The 13,688-nt window shown below is 73.0% G+C and carries 15 protein-coding genes; 5 read left to right on the forward strand and 10 right to left on the reverse strand.

Annotated elements, in window-relative coordinates:
• Window positions 1-21 precede the first annotated feature (21 nt).
• The gene (locus E6W39_RS26395) at window positions 22-981 is read left to right on the forward strand and encodes an SDR family oxidoreductase (protein WP_181799459.1); all 960 of its coding nucleotides are present in this window, start codon (window positions 22-24) and stop codon (window positions 979-981) included.
• On the opposite strand, the gene E6W39_RS26400 is transcribed toward E6W39_RS26395, so the two are convergent.
• A complete protein-coding gene (locus E6W39_RS26400; RefSeq protein ID WP_141635632.1) occupies window positions 972-1,982 on the reverse strand; it encodes a helix-turn-helix transcriptional regulator in 1,011 nt (336 codons plus the stop codon). The genes E6W39_RS26395 and E6W39_RS26400 overlap by 10 nt on opposite strands.
• 33 nt (window positions 1,983-2,015) lie before the next feature.
• The gene (locus E6W39_RS26405; protein WP_141635633.1) at window positions 2,016-2,375 is read right to left on the reverse strand and encodes a hypothetical protein; all 360 of its coding nucleotides are present in this window, start codon (window positions 2,373-2,375) and stop codon (window positions 2,016-2,018) included.
• A gap of 184 nt (window positions 2,376-2,559) precedes the next feature.
• Between E6W39_RS26405 and E6W39_RS26410 the strand changes: the two genes are divergently transcribed.
• Window positions 2,560-2,868, forward strand: coding sequence for a hypothetical protein (locus E6W39_RS26410; RefSeq protein ID WP_101381501.1), 309 nt, complete (start codon window positions 2,560-2,562; stop codon window positions 2,866-2,868).
• 62 nt (window positions 2,869-2,930) lie between these two features.
• On the forward strand, window positions 2,931-3,626 hold the full coding sequence (locus E6W39_RS26415; RefSeq protein ID WP_141635634.1) for a PH domain-containing protein: 696 nt from the start codon (window positions 2,931-2,933) through the stop codon (window positions 3,624-3,626).
• 73 nt (window positions 3,627-3,699) lie between these two features.
• Here the strand turns inward: E6W39_RS26415 and E6W39_RS26420 are convergent, their stop codons facing one another.
• From E6W39_RS26420 to E6W39_RS26430, 3 genes are all read right to left on the reverse strand, one after another.
• Complete coding sequence (locus E6W39_RS26420; protein ID WP_141635635.1) at window positions 3,700-5,370, reverse strand: phospho-sugar mutase; 1,671 nt, start codon at window positions 5,368-5,370, stop codon at window positions 3,700-3,702.
• Window positions 5,371-5,515: 145 nt separating this feature from the next.
• Window positions 5,516-6,352: a purine-nucleoside phosphorylase gene (locus E6W39_RS26425; RefSeq protein WP_141635636.1), complete on the reverse strand. Its 837-nt coding sequence runs from the start codon at window positions 6,350-6,352 to the stop codon at window positions 5,516-5,518.
• A gap of 139 nt (window positions 6,353-6,491) precedes the next feature.
• Window positions 6,492-6,929 carry a gamma-glutamylcyclotransferase gene (locus tag E6W39_RS26430; protein ID WP_141635637.1) on the reverse strand — a complete coding sequence of 146 codons (438 nt, stop codon included), beginning with the start codon at window positions 6,927-6,929 and terminating at the stop codon, window positions 6,492-6,494.
• A 160-nt stretch (window positions 6,930-7,089) separates the two neighbouring features.
• Between E6W39_RS26430 and E6W39_RS26435 the strand changes: the two genes are divergently transcribed.
• Both E6W39_RS26435 and E6W39_RS26440 read left to right on the forward strand, forming a co-directional pair.
• Entirely contained in the window at window positions 7,090-8,538 is a 1,449-nt protein-coding gene (locus E6W39_RS26435; RefSeq protein ID WP_141635638.1) for an NAD(P)H-quinone dehydrogenase, read from the forward strand.
• 197 nt (window positions 8,539-8,735) lie between these two features.
• The gene (locus E6W39_RS26440; protein WP_407658634.1) at window positions 8,736-9,689 is read left to right on the forward strand and encodes a DeoR/GlpR family DNA-binding transcription regulator; all 954 of its coding nucleotides are present in this window, start codon (window positions 8,736-8,738) and stop codon (window positions 9,687-9,689) included.
• Window positions 9,690-9,845: 156 nt separating this feature from the next.
• Here the strand turns inward: E6W39_RS26440 and E6W39_RS26445 are convergent, their stop codons facing one another.
• The 5 genes from E6W39_RS26445 to E6W39_RS42000 all read right to left on the reverse strand — a co-directional run bounded on the left by E6W39_RS26445 (window position 9,846) and on the right by E6W39_RS42000 (window position 13,685).
• Window positions 9,846-11,618, reverse strand: coding sequence for an acetyl/propionyl/methylcrotonyl-CoA carboxylase subunit alpha (locus E6W39_RS26445; RefSeq protein WP_141635639.1), 1,773 nt, complete (start codon window positions 11,616-11,618; stop codon window positions 9,846-9,848).
• A gap of 207 nt (window positions 11,619-11,825) precedes the next feature.
• The gene (locus E6W39_RS26450) at window positions 11,826-12,563 is read right to left on the reverse strand and encodes a hypothetical protein (protein ID WP_141635640.1); all 738 of its coding nucleotides are present in this window, start codon (window positions 12,561-12,563) and stop codon (window positions 11,826-11,828) included.
• 47 nt (window positions 12,564-12,610) lie between these two features.
• The gene (locus E6W39_RS26455) at window positions 12,611-13,213 is read right to left on the reverse strand and encodes a nucleoside triphosphate pyrophosphatase (protein ID WP_141635641.1); all 603 of its coding nucleotides are present in this window, start codon (window positions 13,211-13,213) and stop codon (window positions 12,611-12,613) included.
• Window positions 13,214-13,265: 52 nt separating this feature from the next.
• A complete protein-coding gene (mmpB, locus tag E6W39_RS43120) occupies window positions 13,266-13,394 on the reverse strand; it encodes a morphogenic membrane protein MmpB (protein ID WP_267286708.1) in 129 nt (42 codons plus the stop codon).
• A 69-nt stretch (window positions 13,395-13,463) separates the two neighbouring features.
• The gene (locus E6W39_RS42000; protein WP_228718725.1) at window positions 13,464-13,685 is read right to left on the reverse strand and encodes an acyl-CoA carboxylase subunit epsilon; all 222 of its coding nucleotides are present in this window, start codon (window positions 13,683-13,685) and stop codon (window positions 13,464-13,466) included.
• Window positions 13,686-13,688 lie beyond the last annotated feature (3 nt).

Genomic DNA, 13,688 nt, shown 5'->3' on the forward strand with positions numbered 1-13,688 from the left:
TTGAGAACCACCATGGGTGACATGGACAAGGACACCACCACCCAGCCCATCGCCCACGAACGCCCGCTCGCCGGCCGGGTCGCGCTCGTCGCCGGCGCCACCCGGGGTGCCGGACGGGCGCTCGCCGTCGAGCTCGGCCGTGCGGGCGCCACCGTGTACGTCACCGGCCGCACCACCCGGGAGCGCGTCAGCGAGGTCGGCCGGGCCACGGAGACCATCGAGGAGACCGCGGAGCTGGTTGCCGCGGCCGGCGGCACCGGTACCGCCGTTCCCACCGATCACCTGGACGAGGAGCAGGTGCGCGCCCTCGTCGAGCGGATCGGCCGTGAGCGGGGAAGGCTCGACATCCTCGTCAACGACCTCTGGGGCGGCGAGCATCTGCTTGCCAACTCCGTCTTCGGCAAGAAGAGTTGGGAGACACCGCTGGCCGACGGCCTGCGGATCCTGGAGCTCGGGGTGCGCTCGCACGTGATCACCGCGGCCCTGGCCCTCCCGCTGCTGGTCCGCTCGGACGCGCCGCTGCACGTGGAGGTCACCGACGGCACGGCGGCCTTCAACCGCCGCTACCGCGGGAACCTCTACTACGACCTCGCGAAGAACGCCCCGATCCGGATCGCCTTCGGACTGGGCGAGGAGCTGGCGGACCACGGGGGCACCGCGGTCGCCGTCACGCCGGGCTTCCTGCGCTCGGAGCAGATGCTCGCCCACTTCGGCGTGACGGAGGAGAACTGGCGCGACGCCATCGCCCGGGAACCGGACTTCGCCCTCGCCGAATCGCCGTACTACCTCGCCCGCGCGGTCGCCGCGCTCGCCGCCGACCCGGACCGGGCGGCCCGCTGGAACGGGAAGTCCGCCTCCAGCGCGGAACTCGCCAAGACCTATGGCGTACGGGACGTGGACGGCAGCCGGCCGGACTGCTGGTCGTACTTCGAGGCCGTCAAGTTCGGCGGGAAGGACGGCTCGGTGGACGACTACCGCTGATCCCCCGACTCCCCGCCGTACAACTCGGCGAGGGCCTGCGCGTGCTCGCGGAAGCGGGCCCGCAGGCCCGCCGGGGCCAGTACCTCCACCTGCGCACCCAGCCCGACCAACTGGGCGAAGGCGACCTCCTCCGACTCCACCGGCACGCTGAGCGTGACCCGCCCGTCGGCGTCCGGCGCGGTCGCGGAGGCAGCCGCCCCGGTCACGCCGGCCGGGTCCACCACGGCGGGCAGACGGCGCAGCCCCTGCTCCGTCAGCCGCACGGTGACGGTCGTGCGCAGCAGCGCCCGGGCGAAGGAGCCGGCCTGCGCCTGCCAGTGCGCGGCCAGGTCGAAGGACGGGTCGCGGGCGAAGGGTTCACCGGGAGCGGGGGAGAGCCCCGTGACGCGATCGACGCGGTAGGTGCGCCAAGCGCCGTCCGGGACCCGGCAGACGACGTACCACACCCCCGCCTTCAGGACGAGCCCGTACGGCTCCACCAGGCGGGTCACCACGCGGGGCGGCGCCCCGTCCCGGGCAGGGCGCGCATAGGCCAGCTCGACCGTGCGGTCGGACCACACGGCACGGGCCAGCTCCGGCAGCAACTCCGGCGCCGACGGCTCGCGGAACCAGGCCGGGGCGTCGAGGTGGAAGCGGCGCGTCGACGACTCGGCCGCCGCGCGCAGCGACGGGAGCAGGGTGGCCGACAGCTTCAGTCGGGCCACCTCCGCCGCGTCCGACAGCCCGAGATCGCGCAGCGCCGCGGGCAGGCCGGAGAGGTAGAGCGTCTCCGCCTCGGTGGGATGCAGCGTGGTGAGCCGGGTCCGGTAGCCCGGCGCCAGGTGGTAGCCGCCCGCCCGGCCGCGCTCGGCCCGGATCGGTACCCCTGCCTCCTGCAGGGCCTGCGCGTCACGCTTCACCGTGCGCGCGGACACCCCCAGCTCGCGGGCGAGGGCGGCAGCGGGCAGCCCGGGGCTGGACTGGACGAGGAGCGTCATGCGGATCAGACGGGCGGCACGCATGGCTCAAGGATCCCCTCGCCTCGAACGCGAGCTTCAGCGCTGCGGCCGCAGCCCCGCCAGGGCGCGCCGCAGCTCGCCGTACCCGCGCGGCGTGTGGAAGGCCGCCTCCTGGTTGTTGCGCAGCACGGTCACCCGGTACGGCACTTGGCCGGTGAGCCGCAGTACGGCGGCGAACGGGGTGAGCAGCAGGCGGATCAGCCACTCGACCAGCCAGAGCGGGACCAGCACGGCGAGGACGATCATGGCGGGCAGCGCCAGCAGGAACGAGATCGGATCCTGCCCGAGCCCGCCGGGGATGATGTCGTTGGCCCACTCCGGCTTGATCCGCCGCACGCCGGCCAGCCGGTGCCGTCTGATCCGCCAGCAGACGCCCTTCGCGTCTCTCCAGCGCATACCCGTGCCTCCCCGTTCCCCGTGTGTCGGCGGGTGAATATGCCAGAGGTATCGGACGCTTGTCAGCAAAACGCTCGAGAAAGCTCAAATCCCGCACAGATCCTGCGGGAGGGCGGATAACGACCAGCTTGACGCGGGTAGCGTCCACCTCAAGGGGAGGACCGCCTGCCGGGGAGGTGGCACCGTGTTCGAGTCGGCGCAGTGGCCGTTGGTCTGGGCCGGGTTCCTGCTGATCGCCGTGAGCGTTCGGCTGTCGGTGACGGTGCGGGCGCACCGGCACCGGCGGCTGCGGGCGGAGCGGCGGCCCAGCCATCTGGAGTGGCTGCCGGGCCTGGCCGGCCTGATCGCGGTGGTGGACGACGGGCCGCGGGTGCTGAGGGCCGACGGCACGGTGCTGGCCGTGACCGGCGAGCTCGCCAGGATCGCGGGCGCCGGGGTGCTCGTCCTGGCGCTCTACGGGGCCATCGTGCTGGTCCGGCGGCCGAGGGGCTGACCGGAAGGTTGCCGGGTTGCGGCCGAACGGTGACCAGTGCGTCCCCGGGTAGCACGGGACCCATGGGGCAGAATCGTCACCATGACCGAATCCGACGGCACGCCCGACCCGGGCACTGCCGCCCCGCCGACGAGCCGAAGTACGCCGACCAGGTCTTCCGCTCGATGCCCGGCATCATCTCCGGCGTCATGCTGCTGCTCGTCGCCGGCTGGCTGATCGTCGACGCGATGGTGAGCAGCACCGGGAAGACCCCGTGGGTCGCGCTGGCCGCCGCTCCCGTGTTCGCCTTCCCGGTGATCGCCTACACGCTGCGCCCCGCCGTCACGGCCGGGCTCGACCGGGTGGTGATCCGCAACCCGCTGCGCACCGTCACCGTGCCGTGGGCCGAGGTGGAGGGGCTGCGCGCCGGGTACTCGGCGGAGCTGCTGGCCGGCGGCCGCAGCTTCCAGATGTGGGCGGTCCCGGTCTCGCTGCGCCAGCGCAAGAAGGCCAACCGGCGGGTGGCGCGCAGCGCCGCGGAGGGCGACCCGCGCGCCAAGCTGGCGGCCGAGGCCCGGGCTCGCCGCGGTGCCGTGCCCGGTGCGCCGGACCCCAACCGCGCCTGGTCCGACCAGGTGGTCGACCTGCTGCGCGAGCAGGCCGAGCGGAACGCCGTCCGCCCGAGCGCCAAGGGCGAGATCACCGTGGCGTGGTGCTGGTGGGTGATCGCCCCGACCCTGGCCGGGCTGGTGGCCCTGATCACCCTGCTGTCCGTCTGAGGCATCAGGAACACGGAGCGGCCCGCGTCCCCCGATACTCGGGGGACGCGGGCCGCAGCCGTCGTACCGGGGGTCAGATCCCCGCGGTCACCGCGAGGTCCCGCTTGAGCGCGCCCAGCAGCTCGGCGGCCCGCTCCCGGGCGCCGGCCAGCTCCGCGGCCGAGCCCACCGGCAGCACGACCTCCAGGTAGCACTTGAGCTTGGGCTCGGTCCCGGACGGCCGGACCACGATCCGGGCGCCGCGCACCGCCTCGCCCGCCAGGTAGTAGCGCAGCCCGTCGGTGGGCGGCAGGTCGGCGCTGCCCGCCGTCAGGTCGTCGGCCCGGGTGACGGTCAGTCCGGCCAGCGCGGTCGGCGGCTGCTCGCGCAGGGTGCGCATCGCGGCGGCGATCAGCGACAGGTCCTCGACCCGGACCGACAGCTGGTCGGTGGCGTGCAGGCCGTGGGTCAGCGCCAGCTCGTCCAGCAGGTCGGTCAGGGTGCGCCCGTCCCGCTTGAGGCCGGCGGCCAGCTCGGCGACCAGCAGCGCGGCGGTGATGCCGTCCTTGTCCCGGACGCCCTCGGGGTCGACGCAGTAGCCGAGCGCCTCCTCGTAGCCGTAGCGCAGGCCGTCGGCGCGGGAGATCCACTTGAAGCCGGTCAGGGTCTCGGCGTACCCGAGCCCGGCGGCCTCGGCGATCCGGCCGAGCAGGGTGGACGAGACGATGGTGGTGGCGAAGGTGCCCTTGGCCTGCTTGGCGACCAGCGCGGCGCCGAGCAGCGCGCCCACCTCGTCGCCGCGCAGCATCCGCCAGCCGGTCGGGGCGGCGGCGTCCGGCACGGCCACCGCGCAGCGGTCGGCGTCCGGGTCGTTGGCGATCACCAGGTCCGGGCCGGCCTCGGCGGCGGTGGCGAAGGCCAGGTCCATCGCGCCGGGCTCCTCCGGGTTGGGGAAGGCCACGGTGGGGAACTCCGGATCCGGGTCGGCCTGCGCGGCGACGACCGTCGGCGCCGGGAAGCCGGCCTGGCGCCAGGCGGCCAGCAGGGTGTCCCGGCCGACCCCGTGCAGCGGGGTGTAGACCACGTTCAGGTCGCGCGGACCGTCCGGGTCCAGCACGGCCTGGGCCCGGGCCAGGTAGGCGTCGACGACCTCGTCGCCGAGCAGCTGCCAGCCGTCGGCGGCGAGCGGGGCGTCGGACAGCGAGCCGATGGCGTCGATCTCGGCGGCGATCGCGGCGTCGGCCGGGGGCACGATCTGCGAGCCGTCGCCCAGGTAGACCTTGTAGCCGTTGTCCTGCGGCGGGTTGTGGCTGGCCGTCACCATCACGCCGGCCGCCGCGCCCAGGTGGCGGATCGCGAAGGCGAGCACCGGGGTGGGCAGCGGGCCCGGCAGCAGCGCGGCGCGCAGGCCGGCGCCGACCATCACCGCGGCGGTGTCCCGGGCGAAGTCGTAGGACTTGTGCCGGGCGTCGTAGCCGACCACCACGAGGTCGCCGGCCCCGCCGGCGCGCAGGTACCCGGCCAGGCCGGCGGCGGCCCGGATCACCACGGCGCGGTTCATCCGCATCGGGCCGGCGCCGAGCTCACCGCGCAGGCCGGCGGTGCCGAACTGCAGCCGGTCGGCGAACCGCTCGGCCAGCTGCTGCCAGTCGTCGCCCGCCTCGGCGGCGGCCAGCAGGGCGGCCAGCTCGTCGCGGGTCTGGGGGTCGGGGTCCTCGGCCAGCCACTGCTGGACCCGGGCCTTGAGGTTGGTGGTGTCGGCCATCGCTCACTCCGGAATCAGAGGATCGTCAATCAGAGGATCGTCAATCAGAGGGTCGTCAATCAGAGGGTCATCAAGAGGATCAGAGGATCATCAGAAGACAGGAAGCGGCCCGGGCGCGTGTCCGCACCCGGGCCGTGGTGGAACGTCAGATCCGCTCCAGGACCTTCGCCAGCAGCTCGCCCATCCGCTCGGCGGAGGCCTTGCCGGCCTCCAGCACCTCTTCGTGGTTGAGCGGCTCGCCGGTGATGCCGGCGGCCAGGTTGGTGACCAGCGAGATGCCCAGCACCTCGGTGCCGGCCTCGCGGGCGGCGATGGCCTCCAGGGTGGTGGACATGCCGACCAGCTCGCCGCCGATCACCCGGGCCATGTTGACCTCGGCCGGGGTCTCGTAGTGCGGGCCGCGGAACTGCACGTAGACGGCCTCGTCCAGGCTCGGGTCGACCTCCTTGCAGAGGGCGCGCAGCCGCTTGGAGTACAGGTCGGTGAGGTCGACGAAGTTGGCGCCGACGATCGGGGAGTCCGCGGTCAGGTTGATGTGGTCGCTGATCAGCACCGGCTGGCCGGGCTGCCAGCCCTGGCGCAGGCCGCCGCAGCCGTTGGTGAGCACGATGGTCTGGCAGCCCGCCGCGGCGGCGGTGCGGACACCGTGCACCACGGTGGCCACGCCGTGGCCCTCGTAGTAGTGGTTGCGGCCGAGGAAGATCAGCGCCCGCTTACCGTCTGAATCGTCGCTGGCGATCTTCACCGAGCGGATCTTGCCCGCGTGGCCGGCCACGGCGGGGGCGGGGAACCCGGGCAGCTCGGTGACGGGGAATTCCGCCACCGTCTCACCGAGGGCGTCGGCGGCCGGCACCCAGCCGGAGCCCATCACGAGGGCGACGTCGTGGCGCTCGGCGCCGGTCAGCTCGCGCAGCTTGGCTGCGGCGGCCTGAGCGGCGGCATAGGGGTCGGCGGACACGGCGGTCTGAGGAGAAGCGTTCACACGGCCGAGGATAGACAAGAAAATGCCTACGCGCGTAGACAGATTGGGCGGAGCATGCCGGATCGTTACCCGGTTGACCTAAAAGCACCGTATTTGTCCGGGAACGACGGTCGGGCTTCGGCAGAACCGCCGGTTGCCCTCAGCAGGGGCGGTGGCGCAGCTCGCGGACGTAGTCGTCGGGTGCGCCGGCGCTCTCCGCGGCGTCCGCGATCAGCCCGAGGTAGCGGGCCGCGGGCAGGCCGCCCTCGTAGTCGTTCAGCACGTACGTCCAGACCGGCACGTCGCCGTCGAGGGTGTGCGCCCGCAGCCGGATCTTGCGGTAGATGCCGAGCTGCACGCCCTCCCAGCGGTCCAGGCCCTCCTCGTCCATCGGCGACACGTCGTAGAGCGAGACGAAGACCTGCTCCTTCTCGTCCTCCACCACGGTGGCCAACGAGCCCTCCCAGCCCAGCTGCTCGCCGCCGAAGGTCAGCCGCCAGCCGTCCAGCCAGCCGGTTCCGCGCAGCGGGGAGTGCGGAGCCCGCCGGCTCATCTGCCGGGAGTCGAGGTTGGTGGCATACGCGGCATACAGCGACATGGGCGTCAGCCTACGGGAGTTGGCGGACCGAACGGTGCGCGGCCGGTCCGCGCCCGTACCGGGGTACGGATGTGCGTTCGGTCACAGTCCGGGCGGCCGTGGCAGGTGGCCCGCCCGAACCGCGAGCCCGCTGTTCGCGCCTCAGGCACCGTGCGGGACAATGGGTGACGTGACTCGGATCGTGATCATCGGTGGCGGACCCGGCGGATACGAGGCGGCCCTGGTGGCGGCCCAGCTCGGCGCGGAGGTGACCGTCGTCGACCGCGACGGTCTGGGCGGAGCATCGGTGCTGACCGACTGCGTGCCGTCCAAGACCCTGATCGCGACCGCGGAGGTGCTGACCAACTTCGACTCCTCGTACCAGGAGCTCGGCATCACCCTGGACGGCGAGACCGAGGGCCGCGAGGAGCGCGCGATCAGCGTCGACCTCGGCAAGGTCAACCGACGGGTGAAGCGGCTGGCGATCGCCCAGTCGCACGACATCACCCAGTCGGTCACCCGGGCCGGCGTCACCGTGCTGCGCGGCAAGGGCCGGCTCGGCGCCGGCGGTCAGGCGGCGGACGGCTCCCGCGAGGTGATCGTCGAGGGTCCGGACGGCGACACCCAGTCGCTGCGCGCCGACACCGTGCTGATCGCCACCGGGGTGCACCCGCGGGAGGCGCCGGACGCCCGGCCGGACGGCGAGCGGATCCTCAACTGGACCCAGATGTACGACATCGAGGAGCTGCCGGCCGAGCTGATCGTGGTCGGTTCCGGTGTCACCGGTGCCGAGTTCGCCGGCGCCTACCAGGCGCTCGGCTCCAAGGTCACCCTGGTCTCCAGCCGCGACCGGGTGCTGCCGGGCGAGGACCCGGACGCCGCCGAGGTGCTGGAGGAGGTCTTCCGGCGCCGCGGCATGAACGTGATGAGCCGGCGGCGCGCCGAGAGCGCCAAGCGGGTCGGCGACCGGGTGGAGGTGACCCTGAACACCGGCGAGGTGATCAGCGGTACCCACTGCCTGATCGCGATCGGCTCCATCCCCAACACCGCGGACATGGGTCTGGAGGAGGCCGGGGTCAAGCTGAACGACTGGGGCCAGATCGTGGTGGACCGGGTCTCCCGCACCTCCGCCTCGGGCGTCTACGCGGCCGGCGACTGCACCGGCGTCTTCATGCTCGCCTCGGTGGCGGCCATGCAGGGCCGGATCGCGATGTACCACGCGCTGGGCGACGCGGTGCAGCCGCTCAACCTGAAGACCATCGCCTCCAACATCTTCACCGACCCGGAGATCGCCACGGTCGGCTACACCGCGGCCGACGTCTCCTGCGGAAAGATGGACGCGGTCGAGATCAAGCTGCCGCTGCGCGGCAACCCGCGGGCCAAGATGCAGGGCATCCGGGACGGCTTCGTGAAGCTCCTCTGCCGCCCCGGCACCGGCATCGTGGTGGGCGGTGTGGTGGTCGCGCCGCGCGCGAGCGAACTGATTCACTCGATCTCGCTCGCGGTGGACAACAGCTTGACGGTCGAGCAGGTCGCGAACGCTTTCACGGTCTACCCGTCGCTGTCCGGTTCCACCGCGGAGGCGGCTCGCCAGCTGCACATTCGCAAGCGGGCCGAGAGCGAATCCTGACCGTTTCACCCGCTTGCGCGGACATATCGTCCGAACGGCCGGGGTGTACCGGAGCATGTCGGCGCGCATTGTAAGGGTGCGCGCCGTGCGATGGTGAGCAGTTCCTGTTACTAGCGGCAAACGCCTGAAAGCGGAGCGTCCGGAGAGTTACCGTCGGTTCTGTGTTTGCTGCAGAACGTCGCCAGTTGATCCTCGAAATGGTGCGGGCCAACGGAGCCGTGTCGCTCCGTGAACTGGCCCGTGTCGTCCAGACCTCCGAAGTCACCGTCCGGCGGGACGTGCGGGCGCTGGAGGCCGAAGGGCTGCTCGACCGCCGACACGGCGGCGCGGTGCTCCCCGGAGGCTTCAGCCGCGAGCCCGGGTACCCGCAGAAAACCCACCTCGCGGCCGCCGAGAAGAGCGCCATCGCCGATCTCGCGGCCACCATGGTCGAGGAAGGCGACCAAGTGGTGATCGGCGCCGGCACCACCAACCAGGAGCTGGCCCGCCGCCTGGCCCGGGTGCCGGGCCTGACGGTGGTCACCAACTCGCTGCTGGTCGCCCAGGCCCTCGCCCATGCCAACCGGGTGGAGGTGGTGATGACCGGCGGCACGCTGCGCGGTTCCAACTACGCCCTGGTCGGCAGCAGTGCCGAGCAGTCGCTCAACGGGCTGCGCGTGACCAAGGCCTTCATCTCCGGCAGTGGCCTGACCGCCGAGCGCGGCCTGTCCACCGCCAACATGCTCTCCGCGAGCGTGGACCGGGCACTGGTGCAGTCGGCCACCGAGGTGATCATCCTCGCCGACCACACCAAGCTCGGCGCGGACAGCATGTTCCAGACCGTCCCGACCGACGCCATCACCCGGCTGGTCACGGACGAGCAGGCTGCCGGGAACGACCCGACCGCCCGCGAGTTGGACGCACTGGCCGACTGCGGCGTGCAGATCTCGCTGGCCCCCCTCGGCCTGACCGCCGAGGCGCCCGGCCATCCGGCGGGGCCGGAGCGCCACCCCCAGCAGCCTCAGCAGCAGCCCGGGATGCGCCGGGGGCCAGGCGGGCCGGGCGGGCCGGGAGGAGGTCCAGGGGCCCCGCTGCCCGGCCAGCGCCGCCCCGGGATGGCCGGCGGGCCGCCGCCCGGCCTGCTGCCGACCAGGCTGGCCGGGGCGCGCTGACGACGGTGGCCCGCCGGTCCCAGCCTGGGGGCTGGGAGTCAGCGGGCCACTCGGGAGGCGGGGGCCGACGAGCCGTCAGTGGCTGCTGACGGCTCGTCAGTCCTCGATCTCGCGTCGGTCCACGAGCGCTCGGTCGTGGAGCGTGTCGAGGAGCGCTCAGTCCTTGATCTCGCAGAGCGCGGCGCCGCTGCTGACGCTCCCGCCGACCTCGGCCTTCAGGCCGGTCACGGTGCCGGCCTTGTGGGCGTTGAGCGGCTGCTCCATCTTCATCGCCTCCAGGACCACGATCAGGTCGCCCTCGGCGACCGTCTGGCCCTCCTCGACGGCGACCTTGACGATGGTGCCCTGCATCGGCGAGGCCAGGGTGTCGCCCGAGACGGCCGAGCCGGCCTTCTTGGTGCCCACCCGGCGCTTGGCCTTGCCGGCCGGGCCGGCGGCGGCCGGAGCGCTGCCCACGCCCAGCGAGGCGGGCAGCGAGACCTCGATCCGCTTGCCGCCGACCTCGACCACCACGGTCTCCCGGCCGTCCGGCTCCTCGCCGTCGGCCGCACCGCCGGCGAACGGCGGGATGGTGTTGTCGAACTCGGTCTCGATCCAGCGGGTGTAGACGCTGAACGGGGCGTCGGAGCCGTGCACCTCGGGCGCGAACGCCGGGTCGACGACGACCGCCTGGTGGAACGGGATGGCGGTCGCCATGCCCTCCACCTTGAACTCGGCCAGGGCGCGCTTGGCCCGCTCCAGGGCCTGCTTGCGGTCCCGACCGGTGACGATCAGCTTGGCGAGCAGCGAGTCCCAGGCGGGGCCGATCACCGAGCCGGTCTCCACGCCGGAGTCCAGCCGGACACCGGGGCCGGCCGGCGGCGCGAACAGCGTCACGGTGCCGGGGGCCGGCAGGAAGTTGCGGCCCGGGTCCTCGCCGTTGATCCGGAACTCGAAGGAGTGGGCGCGGATCCCGGGGTCGTCGTAGCCGAGCTCCTCGCCGTCGGCGATCCGGAACATCTCGCGGACCAGGTCGATGCCGGTGACCTCCTCGGTCACCGGGTGCTCGACCTGGAGGCGGGTGTTGACCTCGAGGAACGAGATGGTGCCGTCCAGGGCGACCAGGAACTCGCAGGTGCCGGCGCCGACGTAGCCGGCCTCCTTGAGGATCGCCTTGGAGGCGCGGTACAGCTCGGCGTTCTGCTCGTCGGTCAGGAACGGCGCGGGCGCCTCCTCGACCAGCTTCTGGTGCCGGCGCTGCAGCGAGCAGTCACGGGTGGAGACGACCACCACGTTGCCGTGCTGGTCGGCCAGGCACTGGGTCTCGACGTGCCGCGGGTTGTCCAGGTAGCGCTCCACGAAGCACTCGCCGCGACCGAAGGCGGCGACCGCCTCGCGGACCGCGGACTCGAAGAGCTCCGGGATCTCCTCCAGGGTGCGGGCCACCTTCAGGCCGCGCCCGCCACCGCCGAAGGCGGCCTTGATGGCGACCGGCAGGCCGTGCTCGCGGGCGAACGCGACCACCTCGTCCGGCCCGGAGACCGGGTCCGGGGTGCCGGCCACCAGCGGCGCGCCGGCCCGCTGGGCCACGTGCCGGGCGGTGACCTTGTCACCGAGGTCGCGGATGGCCTGCGGCGGCGGGCCGATCCAGATCAGCCCGGCGTCGAGCACCGCCTGGGCGAACTCGGCGTTCTCCGACAGAAAGCCGTAACCGGGGTGGACGGCGTCCGCACCCGAGTCGGCGGCCGCCTTGAGGACCTTGGCGATGTCCAGGTAGCTGGTGGCCGGGGTGTCGCCGCCGAGCGCATAGGCCTCGTCGGCCGCGCGGACGTGCAGCGCGTCCCGGTCCGGCTCGGCGTATACGGCGACGCTGGCAATACCGGCGTCCGAGCAGGCCCTGGCGACGCGGACGGCGATTTCTCCGCGGTTGGCGATGAGCACCTTGCGCACTGTGGCTCCCTTCTTGAACCTCGATGGAGTTTAGGGATGACGAGGTGGTACCGGCGAGTAGCCCCCAGTGGTGAGCTTGCCCACACGGAGCGTGACGCAGATCGTGATCATGCGCGCACGCACCGGCAGGCCCGCAGGTGGCAACGGTACGCCCGCTGGCCGGCCCGCGGCTCCAGCCGCAGCGGCGCCGTCGTGGCCTTCGCCACATCAGCCCGTTCCGGCCGCGGCGGCGGCCTGGGCCGGGGCGGTCGCCTCGGTCACATCGGCCACCAGCTCGACCACGTCCGGGCCGTAGGTGACTGGACCGACGACCCGCAGCACCAATGCGAAGGTTCCGTGCGCGCCGACGCGGCGGGCCAACTCCCGCTGGTGGGCGCTCAGGTAACGGACCGCCGCATGGTTGGCGATCGCGGTCAGGCCGGATATCACGAAGACCGGGCGGCCGCCGTCGCCGGGGTCGAGGCGGGCCAGCAGGGCGAAGGTGTCGCCGGGCGAGTCCTCGGTGGCGAGCTCCATGCGGAACTCGCGGTCGCCGACCGTGATCGACGAACCACCGTCGAACCGTACCGCCGGCAGGCGCCAGTTGAGGTGCGCGGCGGTGCGCTCGTTGCTGCTCGGCCCGCCCAGGCAGAACTCGGCCTGCCGGCCGAGGCCCTGGCGGACCTGGTCGTGCGCCGCGATGTCCGGCCGGGCTCCGCAGGAGTTGACCAGCACGGCCAACTCCATCAGGGCGCTGACGTCGTCCCTGTGCACGCTGTTCTGGCTCGGACTCTTCATGTGCCGGTTGACCACCAGCAGGCACTCCGAGCCGCTCGGCAGGCCGAAGAACGCCTGGAGCCTGGCAGCTCGGCGCCTCCGCCGCGCGGTCTGCAGCAGCCAGCCCGCCGCCGCGCCGATGGCGCTGGTCAGCAGGCCCAGCACGACGTTGAGTACGGCGTCCGTCATCCGGTCCCCCTCCCCGAGTACGGCGGGTCAGCCTAGGCCTGCGCGGCTCAGGCGGTCCAGAGATCGGTGATCCGCACGTCCAACTCGCCCAGCAGCGAGCGCAGCAGCGGCAGCGACAGGCCGATCACGTTGCCGTGGTCGCCCTCGATGCCGGTGATGAACGGTGCCGAGCGGCCGTCGAGGGTGAATGCCCCGGCCACGTGCAGTGGTTCGCCGCTGGCCACGTACGCCTCGATCTCGGCGTCGTCCGGCTCGGCGAAGTGCACGGTGGTGGCGGCGGTCGCCGAGGCGCGGCGGCCGTTCGCGGTGTCGATCACGCAGTGCCCGGTCTGCAGCACCCCGCTGCGCCCGCGCATCGCCTGCCAGCGCCGCCGTGCCTCGGCGGCGTCGGCCGGCTTGCCGAGCGCCTGGCCGTCCAGCTCCAGCACCGAGTCGCAGCCGATCACCAGTTCGCCGTCGGTCAGCCCGGCGGCCACCGCGGCGGCCTTGGCCTCGGCCAGCACCAGGGCCAGTTCGCCGGGGGTGGGGGCGCTGAGCGCGTCCTCGTCCACCCCGCTGACGATCACCTTCGGGTCGAGGCCGGCCTGCCGGAGCAGACCCAGCCGGGCGGGGGAGGCGGAGGCGAGGACCAGGGTGCGGCGATCAGTCATGGCGCCCAGCCTAGGGCCTGCCGCCAGGCCGGTACGCGGGCCGGGAGGCGGCTCAGAAGAGGATCAGCACGACCGCCATCAGCAGCACGGCGAAGGCCAGCAGCCGGCCGGCCCGGCGCAGCATCTCGGCGGCGCGCCGGGCCTCGGGGGAGGGTTCGTGGGACGGATCAGACCAGAGCACCGCCCCAGTCTGGCCCGATCCGGCCTGAATTGCCTGAGTACGCGTACTCAGGCACTGCTCAGCTTCCGCTCAGTGCGCCCAGCCGGAGGTGCGCCAGACGTTCGGGCCGGGGTGCGGCGCCGACCGCATGGTGCGGGACCGGTCGGTCCACGGGGAGGCCGGGCCGCTCGCCACCCGCGCCGCCGCCTCGCGGGCGGCCTGTGCGGCGGCGGCCCGGGTTTGGACCACCGCCAGGACGGTGGCCAACTCCTCGGGGGTCGGCTGCCCGTGCAGCACATGGATCTCGGACATCGT

The sequence above is a fragment of the Kitasatospora acidiphila genome, assembly GCF_006636205.1.
GTDB lineage: Bacteria > Actinomycetota > Actinomycetes > Streptomycetales > Streptomycetaceae > Kitasatospora > Kitasatospora acidiphila.

Excerpts from the sequence above, each read along its gene's own strand:
- E6W39_RS26440 (WP_407658634.1), top strand. The coding sequence starts at position 8,736 with ATGGTGCGGGCCAACGGAGCCGTGTCGCTCCGTGAACTGGCCCGTGTC.
- E6W39_RS42000 (WP_228718725.1), bottom strand. The coding sequence starts at position 13,685 with ATGTCCGAGATCCATGTGCTGCACGGGCAGCCGACCCCCGAGGAGTTG.
- E6W39_RS26450 (WP_141635640.1), bottom strand. The coding sequence starts at position 12,563 with ATGACGGACGCCGTACTCAACGTCGTGCTGGGCCTGCTGACCAGCGCC.
- E6W39_RS26395 (WP_181799459.1), top strand. The coding sequence starts at position 22 with ATGGACAAGGACACCACCACCCAGCCCATCGCCCACGAACGCCCGCTC.
- E6W39_RS26400 (WP_141635632.1), bottom strand. The coding sequence starts at position 1,982 with ATGCGTGCCGCCCGTCTGATCCGCATGACGCTCCTCGTCCAGTCCAGC.
- E6W39_RS26405 (WP_141635633.1), bottom strand. The coding sequence starts at position 2,375 with ATGCGCTGGAGAGACGCGAAGGGCGTCTGCTGGCGGATCAGACGGCAC.
- E6W39_RS26415 (WP_141635634.1), top strand. The coding sequence starts at position 2,931 with ATGGGGCAGAATCGTCACCATGACCGAATCCGACGGCACGCCCGACCC.
- E6W39_RS26430 (WP_141635637.1), bottom strand. The coding sequence starts at position 6,929 with ATGTCGCTGTATGCCGCGTATGCCACCAACCTCGACTCCCGGCAGATG.
- E6W39_RS26420 (WP_141635635.1), bottom strand. The coding sequence starts at position 5,370 with ATGGCCGACACCACCAACCTCAAGGCCCGGGTCCAGCAGTGGCTGGCC.
- E6W39_RS26435 (WP_141635638.1), top strand. The coding sequence starts at position 7,090 with ATGGGTGACGTGACTCGGATCGTGATCATCGGTGGCGGACCCGGCGGA.
- E6W39_RS26455 (WP_141635641.1), bottom strand. The coding sequence starts at position 13,213 with ATGACTGATCGCCGCACCCTGGTCCTCGCCTCCGCCTCCCCCGCCCGG.